At 55.7% G+C, this 18,233-nt stretch carries 18 protein-coding genes and 1 tRNA gene; 9 read left to right on the top strand and 10 right to left on the bottom strand.

The genetic code is table 11. The annotated features are described in order from the left end of the window. Window positions 1–76: 76 nt before the first annotated feature. A complete protein-coding gene (locus NHM04_RS05790) occupies window positions 77–604 on the bottom strand; it encodes a lipopolysaccharide assembly protein LapB (protein ID WP_254266051.1) in 528 nt (175 codons plus the stop codon). A 2-nt stretch (window positions 605–606) separates the two neighbouring features. After that, window positions 607–2,997 carry a penicillin-binding protein 1B gene (mrcB, locus tag NHM04_RS05795; RefSeq protein ID WP_254266052.1) on the bottom strand — a complete coding sequence of 797 codons (2,391 nt, stop codon included), beginning with the start codon at window positions 2,995–2,997 and terminating at the stop codon, window positions 607–609. A gap of 100 nt (window positions 2,998–3,097) precedes the next feature. Here mrcB and NHM04_RS05800 point away from each other — a divergent pair, with 100 nt between their 5' ends. After that, window positions 3,098–4,102, top strand: coding sequence for an adenosine kinase (locus NHM04_RS05800; protein WP_254266053.1), 1,005 nt, complete (start codon window positions 3,098–3,100; stop codon window positions 4,100–4,102). Here NHM04_RS05800 and NHM04_RS05805 read toward each other — a convergent pair. From NHM04_RS05805 to hemA, 6 genes are all read right to left on the bottom strand, one after another. Then, window positions 4,092–5,270, bottom strand: coding sequence for a M48 family metallopeptidase (locus tag NHM04_RS05805; protein WP_254266054.1), 1,179 nt, complete (start codon window positions 5,268–5,270; stop codon window positions 4,092–4,094). The genes NHM04_RS05800 and NHM04_RS05805 overlap by 11 nt on opposite strands. Beyond that, a complete protein-coding gene (locus tag NHM04_RS05810; protein ID WP_254266055.1) occupies window positions 5,218–6,549 on the bottom strand; it encodes a YjgN family protein in 1,332 nt (443 codons plus the stop codon). The genes NHM04_RS05805 and NHM04_RS05810 overlap by 53 nt, the downstream gene beginning before the upstream one ends. A gap of 84 nt (window positions 6,550–6,633) precedes the next feature. Then, a complete protein-coding gene (locus NHM04_RS05815) occupies window positions 6,634–7,389 on the bottom strand; it encodes a molybdopterin-synthase adenylyltransferase MoeB (protein ID WP_254266056.1) in 756 nt (251 codons plus the stop codon). After that, complete coding sequence (gene prmC / locus NHM04_RS05820) at window positions 7,382–8,221, bottom strand: peptide chain release factor N(5)-glutamine methyltransferase (protein WP_254266057.1); 840 nt, start codon at window positions 8,219–8,221, stop codon at window positions 7,382–7,384. Before prmC ends, NHM04_RS05815 begins: the two co-directional genes overlap by 8 nt. A 1-nt stretch (window position 8,222) precedes the next feature. Continuing rightward, window positions 8,223–9,305: a peptide chain release factor 1 gene (gene prfA / locus NHM04_RS05825; RefSeq protein ID WP_254266058.1), complete on the bottom strand. Its 1,083-nt coding sequence runs from the start codon at window positions 9,303–9,305 to the stop codon at window positions 8,223–8,225. Next, window positions 9,302–10,579, bottom strand: a complete 1,278-nt coding sequence (gene hemA, locus NHM04_RS05830) for a glutamyl-tRNA reductase (protein WP_254266059.1) — start codon at window positions 10,577–10,579, stop codon at window positions 9,302–9,304. The genes prfA and hemA overlap by 4 nt, the downstream gene beginning before the upstream one ends. Before the next feature lie 128 nt (window positions 10,580–10,707). Here hemA and NHM04_RS05835 point away from each other — a divergent pair, with 128 nt between their 5' ends. From NHM04_RS05835 to NHM04_RS05870, 8 genes are all read left to right on the top strand, one after another. Then, on the top strand, window positions 10,708–12,462 hold the full coding sequence (locus NHM04_RS05835; protein WP_254266060.1) for a tetratricopeptide repeat protein: 1,755 nt from the start codon (window positions 10,708–10,710) through the stop codon (window positions 12,460–12,462). Continuing rightward, the gene (gene lolB, locus NHM04_RS05840) at window positions 12,462–13,097 is read left to right on the top strand and encodes a lipoprotein insertase outer membrane protein LolB (RefSeq protein ID WP_254266061.1); all 636 of its coding nucleotides are present in this window, start codon (window positions 12,462–12,464) and stop codon (window positions 13,095–13,097) included. Before NHM04_RS05835 ends, lolB begins: the two co-directional genes overlap by 1 nt. Next, window positions 13,090–13,935 carry a 4-(cytidine 5'-diphospho)-2-C-methyl-D-erythritol kinase gene (ispE, locus tag NHM04_RS05845; RefSeq protein WP_254266062.1) on the top strand — a complete coding sequence of 282 codons (846 nt, stop codon included), beginning with the start codon at window positions 13,090–13,092 and terminating at the stop codon, window positions 13,933–13,935. Before lolB ends, ispE begins: the two co-directional genes overlap by 8 nt. A 7-nt stretch (window positions 13,936–13,942) precedes the next feature. Further along, a tRNA-Gln gene (locus tag NHM04_RS05850) sits at window positions 13,943–14,017 on the top strand. Between the two features lie 202 nt (window positions 14,018–14,219). Continuing rightward, window positions 14,220–15,149, top strand: a complete 930-nt coding sequence (locus tag NHM04_RS05855) for a ribose-phosphate pyrophosphokinase (protein WP_305881968.1) — start codon at window positions 14,220–14,222, stop codon at window positions 15,147–15,149. 121 nt (window positions 15,150–15,270) lie between these two features. Next, window positions 15,271–15,909 (top strand): 50S ribosomal protein L25/general stress protein Ctc, encoded by a 639-nt coding sequence (locus NHM04_RS05860; RefSeq protein WP_254266064.1) that lies wholly within the window; start codon window positions 15,271–15,273, stop codon window positions 15,907–15,909. Between the two features lie 22 nt (window positions 15,910–15,931). After that, the gene (gene pth, locus NHM04_RS05865; protein WP_254266065.1) at window positions 15,932–16,513 is read left to right on the top strand and encodes an aminoacyl-tRNA hydrolase; all 582 of its coding nucleotides are present in this window, start codon (window positions 15,932–15,934) and stop codon (window positions 16,511–16,513) included. Window positions 16,514–16,611: 98 nt separating this feature from the next. Then, a complete protein-coding gene (locus tag NHM04_RS05870; RefSeq protein WP_254266066.1) occupies window positions 16,612–17,424 on the top strand; it encodes a peptidylprolyl isomerase in 813 nt (270 codons plus the stop codon). Here NHM04_RS05870 and NHM04_RS05875 read toward each other — a convergent pair. After that, window positions 17,408–17,770 carry a DUF6164 family protein gene (locus NHM04_RS05875; RefSeq protein ID WP_254266067.1) on the bottom strand — a complete coding sequence of 121 codons (363 nt, stop codon included), beginning with the start codon at window positions 17,768–17,770 and terminating at the stop codon, window positions 17,408–17,410. The two genes, NHM04_RS05870 and NHM04_RS05875, sit on opposite strands and share 17 nt — an antisense overlap. Then, complete coding sequence (locus NHM04_RS05880; RefSeq protein WP_254266068.1) at window positions 17,767–18,207, bottom strand: thioesterase family protein; 441 nt, start codon at window positions 18,205–18,207, stop codon at window positions 17,767–17,769. Before NHM04_RS05880 ends, NHM04_RS05875 begins: the two co-directional genes overlap by 4 nt. Between the last annotated feature and the right edge of the window lie 26 nt (window positions 18,208–18,233).

The raw sequence follows: 18,233 nt of genomic DNA on the forward strand, positions 1-18,233 counted from the left end.
AAAGCCACAAAAAAAACCGCGCGATGCGCGGTTTTTTTGTGCACTGATATCAAGAGTTTTTCGGGTAGATGTATCGTTACTCTACCTCAGCCAACACTGAATTTAACGCCCGTGTGAGCGCGCGGTCATCCCCTGCGTAGCGCAACCCCTGGCGGGCGAACTGTTCGGCCTGACTCATGCCGCCCATCTGCCAATAACTCTGGGCCAGCATCAAATACGCTTTGGCGCTGCGCCGGTCGATGCGCAGGGCGCGCTCGGCGCTGGCAATGGCGCGGCTGAAATCGGACTGCTGGTAATAACCGTCGGCCTGATTCAACAGCGAGTTCACCGCTGAATTGGTACCGGCCGCACGGGGCGTTGCAGGTTGAGTGCTCGGCGCGGTTTCAGACGTGGAGGGCGGCTGGGTGATTTGCCAGCCGCCGTTGTCTCTTGGGGGCGTTTCTGGCTCGGGCGCTCGTTCCTGCTCGGGTTGACGCTGGCTCGGTGGCGCAGGCGCGTCACCCGCATCGCTCACCGGCGCCCCTGGCCCCGACGTGGTCGAACAACCGCCGAGCAACATCAGTAAAACACCGGACATTAATATCGCTTTGTTCACGTCTTTCATACTCAATTCCAAAATCTTTGCCACCAGCTGCGTGTGCCGCCTGTGTTATCAAGCCGACAGCTTACCGCGTCGCTGGGGAGGTAGTCACTGTGTAGAGGCAGCCACATGGCGCCTTCACAACCCTCGGCGCTGAGCTTGCCCGAGGCCCGATCAATCCAGTCAAAGGTTACCCCCTCGGGCGCTTCGGTGTTCACGCCTCGGGTGGGCAATTCGCTCATTAAATCCGCCCACACTTTTAACGCGCCGCCGCTGCCGGTCAGCGGTGTTTCGGCGTTATTATCACGCCCCACCCAGGCAATGGCCAAATGCTCGCCACTGAATCCGGCAAACCAGCTGTCGCGCTGATCATTGGTAGTACCGGTTTTACCCGCCAGGGGTAGGTCAGCCGGGAAGCGGTGGTACACCTGCCTGCCGGTGCCTTCGCGCAGCGCCGCCTGCAGCGCATACTGCAGCTCAAAAACGCCCGCACCGCTAAAGCGCTGCTCTATTTGCAGTGGATAACGCTTAAGAGGCTCGCCGGTGGCGGTCAGCACATCGCGAATAGCCCGCAGCGGGGTGTAAGTACCCTCGGCCGCCAGGGTGTGATAAATACCGGCCACCTCGTAGGGCGACATATCGATGGCGCCCAATGTCATGGCCGGTACCGGTGGTATGTAACCGTCAAACCCGGCGCGCTCCAGCGTATGAGCCACTTGGCGCAATCCCAATTGCATACCCAGCCGGGCGGTGGCCTGGTTGTAGGAATGCGCCAACGCCTCGATCAACGGCACCTGGCCGTGACTTTGGCGCGAGTAGTTTTGCGGCTCCCAGAGTTTGCCGTCGTCGCTGGTTACCGTCACGGGCTCATCGGCGATGGGCGAGCCCAGGTTGTAAGCGGCAGGCTGCTCCAGCGCCGCCAGGTACACGAACGGTTTCATCAGCGAGCCCACCGGGCGCTGGGCATCCAGGGCACGGTTAAAACCGGCGTAGCGAGGGTTGCGATCCCCCACCATGGCCAGCACTTCACCGGCACCCACCGAAGTCACCACCATCGACGCCTGTAACCCGTCCACCTTGTAGGCAGACTCCAGATTATCCAAACGCTTAGCCACTGCCTCTTCGGCCTGGCGCTGCACCATGGGCGACAAAGTGGTGAAAATACGCAGCCCGTCGCTGCGCAGGTCTTCTTCTTTGTAGTCCCGCGCCAGCTGGCGTTTGACCAATTCAACAAAGGCGGGGTAAGTGCTTTGCGAGTTCTGCCCAGGTTTGACCACCCCCAAAGGTGCCGCCTGTGCCTGCTTGAGCTCGGCGTCGTTAATCAGCCCCTCGCGATGCATAACACTCAGCACCAAATTACGGCGCTTGGTGGCCCGCTCGGGGTTGCGCCAGGGGTTATAAAACGAAGCCCCTTTTACCAAGCCAACTAACAGCGCCACTTGCTGCGCGTTCAGCTCAGACACGGGCTGGCGAAAATAATACTGCGACGCCAGGGCAAAACCGTGAATGGCACGGGCACCACTCTGGCCCAGGTACACCTCGTTAATGTAGGTTTCCAGAATTTCCGATTTGCTGTAATGCACCTCCAGCAACACCGACATAATCGCTTCCTGCGCTTTACGGGTCAGGCTGCGCTCGTGGGTGAGGTAAAAGTTTTTTACCAGCTGCTGAGTCAAGGTACTGCCGCCCTGCACCACTTGGCCCGAACGCAAATTTACCCAGGCGGCACGGGCAATCGCTGTGGGCGATACGCCGTAGTGATCGAGAAAATCTTTGTCCTCGACCGCCAGCAGAGCCTCGCCCAGCAGGGGTGGTAAATCGGATAATTGCACCAACAGCCGGTCTTCGGCCTGGGTGGGGTAGATGCCGCCAATTTGCTCCGGTTCCAGACGCACCAGTGGAATGTGCTCATCCTGCGCCGTCAGGCTGGCCACCCCAGATGGGCCCAGCACTACATCGAACAGCAAGGCTTTATCCCGGCCATCCCAAAACTCAAAGCCGCGACTGTAAATGCGATAGCGGGTATAGCCACCCGCGCGGTGACGACTGAAATAACCCGGGCGGCTGACGCTTTCAACCGCGCGATAACCCAGTGCGGTCAATTCCAACTCCAGCAGGTTTGGGGTCACTGCGGCGCCTTCGTACAGTTCCAGCGGACGGGCGTACACCCGCGCCGGGAGCGACCACTTTTTGCCATCAAACTTATCGCGCACCACAAAGTCCAGGTACACCACCCATAAGCCGCCCACAATCAGGCTGGCCAAGACCGCGTAGATCAACAAAATTTTAAATAGAGAGCGGCCGTGCCGCTTTTGAGTAGGCTTTTTCTTGCGGGCGCGGCGGCGCGGTGCTGGCGTACGGCGTTTGGTCATTGGGTCTCGGTCAGTGTCTTTGCCTGGAGCGCGGTTATTTTGCATAATGTGCGCCCGATTACAATCATCGGACCACAGACAAGTCCGCAAACGCGGATAAAAAACGTGAACTGTCCGACATCCCCCCTATTCCTAAGAGGCATTTATGACTGAGCACTACCACATTTATGGCATCGGCGCGGCGCTGGTGGATATGGAAATTACCGTTAGTGACGATGACCTGAACACCATGGGTGTGGATAAGGGCGTAATGACACTGGTGGACGCCGAGCGTCAAGGCCAGCTGATTGCTCATCTGGAAGACCACCTGGTGGCCTCACAGCGCGCCAGCGGGGGCTCGGGCGCCAACACCATTATTGCCGCCGGTTATTTTGGTTGCCGCAACTTTTACTCGTGCAAGGTGGCCGATGACGAAAACGGCCACTTTTACCTGAAAGACATCGAAGACGCCGGGGTTACCTACCCCAAGCATATCGGCACAGCCGAAGGCATCACCGGTAAATGCCTGGTAATGATTACCCCGGATGCCGAGCGCACCATGAACACCTTTTTAGGCATCAGCGAAACCGTTTCGGTAAACGAGCTGGACGAGCCCGCCATTGCCGCCTCGAAGTGGGCATATATTGAAGGCTATTTGGTCAGCTCCGAAACGGGCCGCGCTGCCGCCATTAAACTCAATCAGCTGGCTCGCCAAAACAACACCCAAATTGCGCTCAGCCTGTCGGACCCGGCGATGGTGAAATTCTTTAAAGACGGCTTGACCGAGATGATTGGCGAGGGCGTGGATTTACTATTTTGCAATCGCGATGAGGCCCTGGGCTACACCGATACAGACAACTTGGCAGACGCCATTGCCGCGCTCAAGCCAGTCGCCAAGACCCTTGCGATTACCTGTGGCGCCGAGGGCTCGGTGGTGTTTGATGGCGAGCGCGAGTTGCACATTCCCACGGAAAAAGCCAAAGCGATAGACACCAATGGTGCGGGCGATATGTACGCCGGTGCATTTTTATACGCATTAAGCCGTGGCGAAACCTATGAGCGCGCCGGACAGTTTGCCAACAAGGCGGCAACCCTTGTGGTCACCCAGTACGGCCCACGCCTGCGCGCCGAGCAACATCAAGAACTGAAAGACGCGTTTTTTAACGCATAAAATCTTCCAGGCGCTGCTCTAAGTTGGGGTGGGTAGAGAGGTAGTCAATCCATTGGGACGACTCGTCTTTATCCGCCTCGGCGGCCAACTCTTCACACAAACGTAAACGCTCGGCATCGCTCAGCTCTTTTTCATCCACATCGTCGGCATCTTCCAGCAGCGCCTGGCAATGCATAGTTTCACCAAGGCGGCTCATTAAATCCACAAACGCCTGACGATCGATACCGGCACTGTCGAGATACTGCGCAGAGAACTGATCGGCTTCTGTTTCATGGTCGCGCGAGTAAGACATCGTCGTCGCCAGCACCGGCAAGCCCAGTAATAAATCGGCCATCGCCGTACCATCACCCACCAAGGTCACATAGGCAAAACCCAATACGGCGTTTTGAATCACCGAGCGCAAGCTGTGGCGCAACTCCACATGGCCAATCTCGTGTGCCAGCACCGTTAGCAACTCATCGTTCGATTCGGCCAGCTCGATCATTTCATCGGTAAACACAATCGTGCCATCGGGCAGAGCAAACGCGTTGGCACCTATGCGTTCACCGCCGCTGCGAAATAGCACTTTTAACGGCAGCTCTGGGTATTCGGCCAGCACCGGGGCAAAGGCTTGCTGTAAAGCGTCTTTTTTCTCCGCGCTTAGTTTACTGGGCGAGAAATACACCCGGTCCATTACCTTCATGGACTCTTTAGAAACGGTATCCAAGGTGTCTTGCGGCAACTGGTAGGCAATGGCCTTGCTGGCAGCGGGAATGCCGTAAACCACACTGCCCCACACGAAAACAGCCACCACCAAAGTAGCAACCAGCACTAATCCAAGGTGAGATTCTAATTTGTGCAGCAGGTTACTCCACAGCCCCGGTTGCCACTGGCGCTGCATTTCATCCACCGCATCATTTTCTGTGGTCTCGAAAGCAGCGCCATCCGCGAAACGAATAAAGCGCGCGGTATTACCCAAACGCGAAGACACCTCAAGCGCGGTGGCGTGCCCCTGGGCCAGCACCGTGTTACTGCCCTGAGCAACAACCTGTACCTCCCCCTGCGAGCTGAGGCGCAACAGCGCCTCGCATTTGCGGGAATCTTTACCGTTGTACCAAAGCCCGTGTATATCCACCTTAGAAGCCCACTTCGATATCGAACAGATCACCCACAGATTCGGCCAGGGCATTCACGTTCTCGCGCTCTTCAGCGGCAAAGGCTTCCATATCGCCGACAAACTCGGCGCTGGTGTGATCGGCTTTGTACTGAGCGGTACGCACCTTGGCCCAAGGGATAAATAAACCGAGTGTCAATAAAATTAAGATGGTGTTGGTAACGATCAGCCAAAGATAAGGCCACAGTGGCCAATCGGCTTTTAAGCGGTGCTCGCGCAGGTTAATCGCGTTGTAGTTCACATTAGCCATAGCCGTAACAAAGTAGGCAAAAGCGAACAAGTAGGCGGCGAGCATCAGCACCACACTGGTAAAGCCCGGCAGCCACTTACCCAAGAGAAAAGCCGCACCCAAGAGTACCGCGTAAATCACAAAGGTGAGCACAAAAATTTTGTAGTAAGCGCCCACACCGGCAGAAAAATCAAACTCGCTGGTGCCGTAAGCGTGCTCACCATAAACAAACTTTTTCTGCTGGTAATACGCCATAGGGGCGAGAATACCCAAAGTAATCACCGCCAGAATCGGCCATAAAATATACGCAATAGCCGCCTCGCCCAAGCGCCCATTAAAGGCAAAAGGCACATTGCGATAACTGGAGTAGCGCGCATTAAAACGCAGTGATTTACACATCACCCAGGGCAGGAAAATAAACAGCAGCAAACTCACGACTATGCCAGCCAGAATACTGAACTCGCCCGCGAAGGTATACACCAGCAAAAACACGAAGGCGATAATGCGACCTATCAAAATTTTTACCGGGTCGGCGGTGTAGGAAAAACTCACATCATCGAGATACGTATTGCCGTAAAAATACTGTTTGTTGCGCACCTTCGCCCAGGCGGAATAAATGCCTAAAGTCACAATGGACAAAAGAATATTCACAATCCAGATTTTGAAATATTCAAAGCCGTTACCGGTAAACTCGAAGGCTACATCGCGAGCTTGATTGTTACCCTGCTCGGGTTGTGCCGCGGCTGAGGTATCGCCACCGGCAGCGGGCGGTGGAGGTGGCGGTGTAGCAGCACCCGTTTCAGGCGCGGTTACGGATTCGCTTGCGCGCTCTTGTTCGTGTACTTCACAGGCCACACCCACCTGCGATAAACGCTCCATATACTTTTGCGCTTGCTCGTAGGTTAAGCCGCTTTTTAACACCCGGCGCGGCTTGGCAAACACCTGCTCTACTTTCTCTGGCGGCAACTTGAACAGCTTGGCAAAGCCCGCCTGAGCCTGCACATCCACCACTCCGGGCAGCGCCCCCAACAGAATAATTTTGTATGTTTTATTATCGTTTGTCATAGATATCCCTATTGCTTTTCTTAGTACTCAGGCTTTGCGCCCTTACAGATTTATTTACCACCACAACTTACATCTGACTGCAACTTAGCGGTCACTACAAACAGGACAGTCCGGGTCCTTAGGTAACCGCATCTCCCGCCACCGTCCGTTTTTAGCGTCGTAAAATTGTATACGTCCGGCCAGTGTATCACCAAAGTCCGCCAACAGTTTTATGGTCTCCAGCGCCTGCGCCGAACCAATCACCCCCACCAACGGTGCAAGGACACCGCTGGCAGCGCAACTTAAGTTTTCATCGTTTTGCTCTTCGTACAAACAGCGGTAGCAGGGGCTATCGGCGCGGCGCGAATCAAATACCGCCAGCTGGCCCTCAAGACGAATGGCTGCCCCGGAAACTAAGGGTACCCTGTGCTGTACGCAAGCGCGGTTAATGGCAAAGCGGGTACTGAAATTATCCGAGCAATCTACCACTGCCTGCACTCCGGACAACAGCTCATCCAGGCGCGCAGGGGTTAAACGCTCGCAAAGCGCCTGCACCTGTACGTCGGGGTTGATATCTGCAAGCTGCGCTTTGGCTGAGTCTACTTTCGTTTGGCCAATGCGCGAGCTGGTGTGAATAATTTGGCGCTGCAAGTTGGAAAGCTCGACAGTATCGTCATCGACTATAATCAGCTCGCCCACCCCGGCCGCCGCCAGATAAAGCGCCACCGGTGCTCCCAGGCCGCCGGCACCGACAATCAAAACCCGCGCATCTAACAGTGCCTGCTGCCCGGCAATGTCCATCTCGCCCAGCATAATTTGCCGCGAATAGCGCAGCAATTGTTGATCGGTTAATTCAGCCATGCCACCGCCCTAAGGTGATTCGCTGGTGCCCTGCCAGATCTTTTTCGCTACGCACGTTCGCAAAACCTGCCTGCTGCAGCAATTGCTGCACTTGGTCCGCCTGCTGCCAGCCATGCTCAAAAAGCAGCCAACCACCAGCAGTTAAAAATTGCGGTGCAAGTTCAATAATCAGCCGAATATCATCCAGACCATCGGCGCCTGAGGTCAGCGCTGTGTGCGGTTCAAAGCGTACATCGCCCTGCAGTAAGTGCGGGTCGCTATCGGCAATGTAAGGCGGATTGCTGACAATCACATCAAAAGGCTCGGCATTTTCCAGGGCACTGAACCAATCGCTTTGCAGCACGCGGATGGGTAAATTCAAGCGTTCGCTGTTCGCCTGTGCCAGGGCCACCGCACCTGGCATTTTATCCACCGCCGTGATGCGCCACTGTTTTTTTTCTGAAGCTAGAGCCAGGGCGATAGCGCCCGTGCCCGTGCCTAAATCCAAAACGCGGGCCGACTCGACCACACCGAGTTGCAGTACCGTTTCTACTAAAAGTTCGGTTTCGGGGCGCGGTATGAGCGTATCTTTGGCCGTGTGTAACGGCAGCGACCAAAATTCCTGGGCGCCGATTAAATAAGCGATGGGCTCGCCTTGGCCGCGCGCCGCAATGAGCGCAGAGAATTGCTCTTGCTGCAGTGCATCCAGTTCTTTTTCCGGCCAGGTGTAAAGAAAGGTGCGATCGCGCTGGCAGACAAACGCTAACAGCATTTCGGCATCGAGCCGTGCGCTGTCGCTGGCACTTTGTAATTGTTCGGTCGCCTGCTTCAGCGCGTCGCGAATGCTGAGCATATTATTCCGACAGTGCCGCCAACTGATCGGCTTGATACTCCTGCGTCAAAGGCCCGATCACCTCATCCAAGGCGCCCTGCATCACCTCGTCGAGCTTGTACAAGGTTAAATTGATACGGTGGTCGGTCACCCGCCCCTGAGGATAGTTGTAGGTGCGAATGCGTTCAGAGCGATCGCCGCTGCCCACCAGCGATTTACGTTCTTCGGCTATGCTCGCGGCTGAGGACTCTTCTTGTGCGCTTTTTAATTTTGCCGCCAACAAGCTCATGGCGCGGGCACGGTTTTTGTGCTGCGAGCGCTCATCCTGACACTCCACTACCACGCCGGTGGGAATGTGAGTAATACGAATGGCCGAGTCGGTTTTGTTAACGTGCTGACCGCCGGCGCCGGAAGCGCGAAAGGTATCGACCCGAATATCGGCCTTGTTGATGTTGACCTCTTCCAGCTCGTCCGCCTCGGGCATTACTGCTACGGTACAGGCAGAGGTATGGATACGCCCCTGTGATTCCGTCTCGGGCACCCGCTGCACGCGGTGCGCACCGGATTCAAACTTTAGCTGCGAATACACATTGGTGCCGCTTACGCGGGAAATAATTTCTTTATAGCCGCCGTGCTCACCCGGGTTTTCGCTCAGCACTTCAATTTTCCAGCCCACTTTCTCGCAGTAACGCGAGTACATACGGAATAAATCGCCCGAGAAAATGGCAGCCTCGTCACCGCCGGTACCGGCGCGAATTTCCAAAAACACGTTTTTATCGTCATTGGGGTCTTTCGGCAGCAGCAGAGTTTGCAGCTCTATTTCAAGCTCTTCTTTGCGCGCCTCGCCCGAATCGATTTCTTCGCGGGCCATTTCGCGCATATCGGCGTCGCCCTCATCGAGCATTGAGCGGGCTTCTTCTAAGTCATCCATTACCGTGCGATAGGCGTTGTAGGTGGCCATCACCGGTTCCAGCTCGGCGTACTCTTTCGACAGCTCGCGGAATTTGTCCTGATCGGTAATAACATCGCCGTCCGATAAAAGCGCGCTGACTTCTTCGCTGCGCTCGCTGAGTTTGTCCAGTTTTTCCAGAATTGATGCTTTCATTCGTTCTCGCTGTTATCCAAGTCGTCTTGCGTTATCGCAAATAATTCATGGGCCAGCCGCAGGGTATCACTTTGCCCTTTGGCGCTGGCCTCGCGCAGCGCTGTGGTGGGCGCGTGCAGCAGTTTGTTGGTGAGATTGCGAGCCAGTTGAGCAACCACTTTTTCGCTGTCGCCGCCGCTTTGCAACTGTTTTAAGGCTTTTTGCAACTCCTGTTCACGCAGCTCATCCGCTTTTTTGCGGTAGGCGCGAATGGTATCCACCGCATCCAAGGCACGCTGTTCGCGGCGATAGGCACTAACGCCCAGCTCGATAATTTCCATCGCCCGCTCAGCCGCCTCTTCGCGGCTTTTGCGGTTTTGGTCGATCACCGTGTTTAAATCATCCACGGTGTAGAGGTAAACATCGTCCAGGTCGCCCACCTCGGTTTCGATATCCCGGGGCACGGCAATATCGAGCATAAAAATCGGTTTGTGTTTGCGTTTTTTCAGTGCCGACTCTACTGCGCCCTTGCCCAGCAGGGGCAACTGACTGGCGGTGGAGGAGATCACAATATCCGCGCGGTGTAAAACCTCGGGAATATCGGCGAGCAACACAGCTTCGCCAGCGTACTGACCGGCCAGCTCCTGCGCCCGCCCCAGAGTGCGGTTGGCGACAATAATATGCTTAATGCCCTGCTCGGCCAGGTGTCGCGCTACCAGTTCAATGGTTTCACCGGCGCCAATTAGCAGCGCGGTGTCCTGTTTCAAGTCAGAAAAAATCTGCTGCGCCAAGGTGACGGCGGTGTAGGCCACGGATACCGGATTCTGACCAATTGCGGTTTGGCTGCGAACCTGTTTGGCCACCGCAAACACCTGCTGAAAGGCATTGTGCAACTGCGCCCCTACCGCACCCGCCTCTTTTGCCTGGGTGTAGGCGGATTTCATCTGGCCGAGAATCTGCGGCTCGCCCAGTACCAGCGAGTCCAGGCCGCCGGCCACTTTCATCATATGGCGCAGGGCCTCTTCGTCCTCCCATATATAGTGGCAGGAGGCCAGCTCGTCGGCACTGAGGTTGGAATGCTCCACCAGCCAATCGATCAGCTGGCGCGAGTCCCGCTCGCAATCAACATATATTTCGGTGCGGTTGCAGGTGGAGAGAATTGCTATTTCCCGAGCACCGGCACGGGCGCGAGCCTCGTTCAACGCCGGCACGACCGCATCCGGCGCAAAAGCAAGCCGCTCTCGAATATGCAGAGGAGCCGTTGTATGATTGATGCCAAATGCCAATAATGTCATGCAGAAACAGTCGGTGCCGAGATAAGGGGCGTCATTTTCCAGCTCACAACGCCCGCTGACAAGAGGCAGTTTACACCCTCTGGCAATCCGCGCTCGGGTTACAGACGGCACAAACTCAGGAATAGGTAATGAAAGTAGTACCCAAAGTGGCGCCAGTGTTAGTTCTGGCAGGTTTAATTGGCTGCGCCAGCCAAGCTCCAACCCCCGAATCCGAAGCCCCCGCAGCTGAGCCTGTCGCAAAGGTCGAACCGGCCCCTGAGCCCGTACCCGCGCGCCCTTTTACCAGCGACACTCTTTACGCACTACTGAGCGCCGAGGTGGCCGGCAGCCGTGGCCGCTTTGACGTCGCCCTCGCTAATTATCTGCAGCAGGCCGAACAGACCGGAGACCCGCAAGTAGCCGAGCGAGCCTATATGATTTCTCGCTACGTCGGGGACCAGCAAGCTGCTCTCAGCGCCGCCACCCTGTGGGCCGAGGCCGACCCCGATAACGAAGAGGCTCAAGCCGCCGCCATTTTGGCATTGATTGAGGCTGACCGCTTGCTGGAGGCCTTTAGTGCGACCCAAAAGGCCCACACCCGCGACAATGGTGCACTGCTGCAAAGCATCGCCGCCAACGGCCAGGAAATCACCGATACTCAGCGTGAGGTACTGCTGGAGCAATACCAGCAACAACGCTTAAAAGAACCGCAAAATGTCCCGCTACTGATTGGTACCGGTCTGTTACTGCAACAACAGGGGCGCGGCATAGAAGCCCTGCAGCTGGCAGAGCGTGCCATGCAGTTAGAGCCAGACAACACCCATGCACTCGTGCTTAACTCCGGACTGCTGCACGAGCTGGGGCGCACCGATGAAGCGATCGCCCTGGTAGAAACCCAACTGGAGCAAGACCCGGACAACAATCGCGCGCGCCTGCAATACGCCAGACTACTCACTTTTAGCGATTTGAATGCGGCGCAACAACAGTTTCAAATTCTCGCCGATGCCAGTCCCGGCGACCCGCAGTTGCAGCGCGCACTGGCGCTGATTGCCGAGGAGCGCGGCGACGTCGACACCGCCGAAACTGCCTATTACGCCCTGCTAGAGATGAACCAAAGCACTGGCGAAGCGCATTTTTTTCTCGGCAAACTGGCCGAGCAACGCGGCGAGCTGGACGAAGCCCTGCGCCATTACCAAGAGGTAGAACCCGGGGAAAACTTCTACAGCGCGACGGCCCGTGTGTTTGCGATTTACCTGCAGCAAAACCAACCCGCCAGCGCCGACAATTATTATCGGCAACTGCTGGGCTTTATGCAGGAAGGGCCCGAAACGGACCACAGCACCGAATTGACTTTAATTTACAACCAACAGCTGTTGGCGGCCGGTAAGCACGAGCGCGCCCTGCAGCTGTTAAATGAATCACTTGAGAGCAATCCCGAAGACCAGACGCTATTGTACTCGCGCGCAATGGTGCACGATGGCCTCGGCAACCTGGCCCAGGCGGAACAGGACTTACGCAGTATTATCGAGTATGACCCAGACAATGCCGCCGCCCTCAACGCCCTGGGTTACATACTCACGGAAAACACCGAGCGCTACGCCGAGGCCTACGACTATATAAAGCACGCCCTCGAGCTGCAGCCCAATGACCCGGCCACGATCGACAGCATGGGCTGGGTGCAGTATCGTCTGGGCAATCTGGAAATTGCCCTGCGCTATCTAGAGCGCGCCATGAGCGCTTACCCAGACCACGAAATTGCCGCCCACCTGGGCGAGGTTTTATGGGTCTCCGGCCAGCAGGACGAAGCTCGCAGCGTATGGCGCCAGGGGCTGGAAATTGACCCGGATAGTGAATACATACACAGCACCATCAAGCGGCTGGGCATAGAGCCGGATTCCCTGTAATGCTGCGTACTCGTTTGCAACACGCCGGGCGCTTCCTGGGCTGGTTGAGTGTAGCCTTGCTGCTGAGCCACTGCGCCCAACTGCCGGAACAATCCCCGGATTCTCTCAACCTGTCGGCCAACCAGCAGGCGCTGCGCGCGTTGGAAAAATGGCAACTACAGGGCAAGCTGGGTGTACGCCTGCCGGATGATAACGGCTCGGCGCGGCTCAGCTGGCAGCAGCACAATGACTCTTTCTTTATTAGCCTATCCGGCCCCCTGGGTCAGGGCCGGGTCGAGATAAACGGCGAGCCCGGCCGTGTCGTACTGCGCGATGGCGAGCACGCCCCCATCAGCGCCGAGTCGCCCGAGGCATTGATTTTCCAGGCCACCGGCTGGGACTTACCGGTCAGCGCCCTGCGCTACTGGGTACTGGGCCTACCCGTGGCCGATACCGAGGTAACGCAGCTAAGCTATCGCGACGACCAGCTGCCGGAGCGCTTCAGCCAGCTGGGCTGGCAACTGCACTTTAAACGCTATTATCAGCAGCAGGGTTTGTGGCTGCCCAGCCTGCTCAGCGCCACCACGCAAACACCCGGTGGCGAAAATATTCGCCTTACCGTTGCGATTAATCAGTGGGAATTACAGCGTGACTGAACTGACGCTGCTGGCGCCCGCCAAGCTCAACCTGTTTTTGCACATTACCGGGCGCCGACCCGATGGCTATCACCAACTGCAAACTCTGTTTCAACTGCTCGATTATGGCGACACCCTGTCTTTTAATCTGCGACAAGACGCTAGCCTGCGGCTGACCCCAGAGCTTCCCGGCGTCTGTTTTGAAGAAAACCTGATTATTCGCGCCGCACGGGCCTTGCAAAAGATAGCGCCCGGCCCGCTGCCTGGGGTTGATATTCATCTGCATAAACGCCTGCCTATGGGTGGCGGCATTGGTGGCGGCAGCAGCAATGCCGCCACCACCCTGGTGGCGCTTAATAAACTCTGGCAACTGGGGCTTTCACGGGCAGAACTTTTAACCATCGGCGCCGGGCTCGGCGCCGATGTACCGGTATTTATTAACGGCCGCACCGCCTGGGCTGAAGGCATTGGCGAGCAGCTATCGCCCATAAAAACACCAGATTGCTGGTATCTTGTTCTTACCCCCCAATGTCATGTCAGTACCGCTGAAATTTTTTGCCATAAAGATTTGACAAGAGACACACGCCCCATTAAAGTAGCGGCCTTCTCGCAGGGGGGCAGTCAAAACGACTGCGAAGCACTGGTTAGAAAGCTTTACCCTGAAGTGGATAACGCACTGATTTGGTTGAAAAAATTTTCACCATCTGCGAGAATGACAGGCACTGGAGCTTGCGTATTTGCAGCCTTCGAGAGCGAGCCTGAAGCCAATCAAGTATTGGCCCAGGCACCGGAAAATTTACCCGGTTTTGTCGCCCAAGGCATTGTCAAATCGCCATTGTATGATCTGGTCTCTGACTAAGCACCACTGGGGTGTAGCCAAGCGGTAAGGCAGCGGGTTTTGATCCCGTCATGCGAAGGTTCGAATCCTTCCACCCCAGCCATATTTTCCTCGGTACCCGTTGCGGCGCAACTCTAGCGCCCCTGCTAGAGCTTGAAGACACCATCCCCTGACTTCACTCTGGCCCTGATGCCGGGATTAAAAATACAGCACTGCGCCCGGCGCAGTGCTTTTGTTTTATCTGCACTATGCTGATAAACCGAACCACACTGTAGACAAAAAGGGTACCTGACGTGACGGACTTAATGGTCTTTACCGGCAATGCCAACCCCGATCTTGCAAAAAAGATTGTCGATCAACTGGGGATGACTTTAGGTGATGTTTCCGTTTCTCAGTTCAGCGATGGCGAAGTAGCCATTGAGTTGAACGTAAACGTCCGTGGACGGGACGTTTTTGTGGTGCAGCCCACCTGTGCGCCCACCAACGACAATCTGATTGAATTGATTGTTATGGTCGATGCCCTGCGCCGAGCATCGGCTGGGCGTATTACTGCCGTGGTGCCCTACTTCGGCTACGCTCGCCAGGATCGCCGCGTGCGCTCCGCCCGGGTACCCATTACCGCCAAGGTGGTGGCCGACATGATGGTGGGAGCCGGTATCGACCGCTTGCTTACGGTCGACCTGCACGCCGAGCAGATTCAGGGCTTTTTCGATGTGCCCGTCGATAACGTATACGGCTCGCCGGTACTGTTGGAAGACATCGAAAAACAAAAATTTGAAGATCTGGTGGTGGTATCGCCAGACATTGGCGGTGTGGTTCGCGCCCGCGCCGTGGCCAAGCAACTGGGTGTGGATTTGGCGATTATCGATAAACGCCGCCCCAGCGCTAATGTGGCCGAAATTATGAACATTATTGGTGAGATTGAGGGCCGCACCTGCTTGCTGGTAGACGACATGGTCGATACCGCTGGCACCTTGTGCAACGCCGCCTCCGCGCTGAAAAAGCAAGGCGCCAAACGAGTGGTGGCCTACGCCACTCACCCGGTTTTATCTGGCAAGGCGGTAGATAACCTCAACAACTCGGAGCTGGATGAACTGGTCGTCACCGATTCTATTCCGCTGCGCCCAGAAGTAGCCGCCTGCGGCCGAGTACGAGTACTGACCCTGTCAAGAATGCTGGCTGAAGCGGTACGCCGCTTGAGCAACGAAGAATCTCTGAGTGCGATGTTCCGCTAACAGATAACTGTAACCGGAAGCTCAGATAACCGCTGCGGCGTAATCGCTACAAAGCAGCATGACACAACCCCATGCAGTGTTCTGGTCGCGGACCTGTATGGACTAAACGAGGATATTCACAATGAGTGAAGATTTTGTATTGAATGCTACAAGCCGTGAGGATGCGGGGAAAGGTGCGAGCCGCCGCCTGCGTCGTCTGGACGGTCAAGTTCCCGCTATCGTGTACGGCGGCAAGAAAAAGCCTGCCAACATCAGCGTTAGCCACAAAGACCTGACCAAACAACTGGAAAACGAAGCTTTTTTCTCGCACATCATCTCACTGGTGATTGACGATAAAGCCGAAGACGTAATCCTGAAAGATCTGCAACGCCACCCGGCCAAGCCACAGATCGTGCACGCCGACTTTATGCGCGTTTCTAAGACCAAGAAGCTGAACACCAGCGTACCGCTGCACTTCTTGAACGAAGACACCAGCAAAGGCGTTAAGATGCAAGGCGGTAATATTGTTCACAATATGGTACAGCTGGAAATTAGCTGTCTGCCTGCCGATCTGCCCGAGTTCATCGAAGTTGATCTGAAAGACGTTGAAGTGGGTCAAGTGGTTCACATCTCCGACATTCAGCTGCCTAAAGGTGTTACCTCGGTAGCCCTGTCTCACGGTGAAGATCACGACCTGCCGGTTGTGGCCATCAACAAGCCGAAAGGCGGCACCGATGACGACGAAGCCGAAGGCGAAGACGCTGAAGGCGATAGCGAGTAATCGTTACTAGGCGCCGAGCTTTATGGATACAGCGGTTCAGTTGATCGTCGGCCTGGGCAACCCGGGCAGCGAATACGACCGAACCCGTCATAACGCCGGCGCCGATCTGGTGTCTGAACTGGCTCGCCAGGCAGGCACCAGCCTCTCCCCCGAGAAAAAATTCTTCGGTAACACCGCCCGCATTAACCTCGGCTCGCGCCAGGTGCACTTGCTAATTCCCACCACTTTTATGAACCGCAGCGGCCAGGCCATTGGCGCCCTCGCGCAGTTTTATAAAATTGAACCCGAGGCCATTTTAGTCGCCCACGACGAGCTGGATTTAAACCCGGGCGTAGTGCGGTTAAAAATCGGCGGCGGTCACGGCGGCCATAACGGTTTGCGCGATACCATCAGCGCTTTAGGCAACAACAAAAACTTTGCCCGTATTCGTATTGGCATTGGTCACCCGGGCCACGCCTCAAAAGTGACCGGCCACGTATTAAAGCGTGCTGGCAGCGCCGAGCAGCAGTTGATTGACGAATCCATTGATAGAGCAATCGATGCTTTGCCGCTGGCTGTAAACGGCGAGTGGAATAAGGCGATGCATAAACTGCATACGCAATAGACGTCTGAGGTCTGACGAAACCCTACATTTTCTAACAATTCCCGCGTACGCTTTTTGCTAACCTTTTGCGCCAATAATCACAACGCAAGAGAGACACTATGCACTACTCCCGCAAACTCCTGACCGGAATGGCCTTAGCACTGCTGGCAGGGGCACCAGCTCACGCGACCACGGTTCAATTTCAAACCGTAATGGGCGATTTTGAAGTCAACCTGTTTGATAAAACCACCCCCGAGACCGTAGCCAACTTTTTAGAGTACGTTGAGGCGGGAGATTATCAGGATACGTTCTTTCATCGCTCGGTACCTGGGTTTGTCGTTCAAGGCGGCGGCTTCCGTTTTGATTTAGAAGCAGACCAAGCAAGTGAAATCCCGGCTAATGAAGCAGTAGTTAACGAGCCGGTTTATTCCAATCAACGCGGCACTATTGCCATGGCCAAACTGGCCAATAACCCCAACAGCGCCACTAACCAATGGTTTATCAACCTAGCGGATAACAGCAGCAACCTGGACTCTCAAAACCAAGGATTCACCGTATTTGGGCAAGTCACAGGTAATGGCATGGCAATTATCGATGCCATTGCAGATCTTAAATTTGGCAATTTTTCCGGCGAAGACTTCTTAGGTGACTTTCCCTTCGATAATATGCCTGTGCGTGATTACAGCCAGGATGACTACGACAACACACTACCTGTGACAGAAGAGCACATTGTGTTGATCCAGAATATCGTCGTGCTGGATGCCAGCGAGGATACCGCCGACGACCTTAATCCAAAACTCAGCACAAAAGATGACAACAGTGGTGGAGACGGCGGCAGTGGCGATAGCGGCGGTGGTGGCAGCACTGGACTGCTGGGCTTGCTGGCATTGGCCGGCTTGGGAGTGCGTAAACTTTTTAAAGCCCGCGCATAAAAGGCAGCAACGAAATCGCCAATATGGCGGCTACGGCCGCCAGAGCGAGTATCACCTTTACCGGATGTCGCCACAGCTGCCCGGCAAAACTGGGAGCTTCACCGCGGGCGTGTAATGCGCGGTGTTGCTCCTGGGCCTCTTGCCTAAATTGCGCCTGATACTCCTCTAATACACGTTTGGCGCGCTCAGTATCAGCGCTATTGCGCACCCATAAACCATCCACACCCAGGCGCCAAAAGCCAGAGTCGGTTTGATAGCATTCAATATCCTCGGCTTCGAGGCGATCGATCAGGCCCGCCACTTCGTCAAAACTGGCACCGCTGGTGCGCATTAGCAAATGGCTCAAGCCAAGGCCTCCAGGGATTTAATCTCTTCGTGCAGTTCGGGCGCCAGTAGCGCTTTTTGTTTGGAGTGCTTATCCAGCAATACCACCCGCGCAACCCCTGTTGTCACCACTTTATTTTGCACAGCGCTGAATATTTCATACTCTTGTGCAAAGCCAAATTCCTGCATTTCGGTAATGGTACAACCTACCGTTAAGGTGTCCGGGTAACGCACCGGGCGTAAGTACCGGCAACTGCTTTCAGCCAGCACCGGCACAATTCGGCCCAGATCAAACACCCCCTTTGCGGAAATATGACGCATGTAGGCAATGCGGGCAGACTCAAAATAGCGATAGTAAACAACATTGTTTACATGCCCAAAGGCATCCATTTCGCCCCACTGCACGTCGACATCAATTGTTACCGGAAAATTGCGGACAAAGTCTTCTCGCTCTAGCACGGTAAACCTCCGTTTTATTAACCATA

Source organism: Gilvimarinus sp. DA14, assembly GCF_024204685.1.
GTDB lineage: Bacteria > Pseudomonadota > Gammaproteobacteria > Pseudomonadales > Cellvibrionaceae > Gilvimarinus.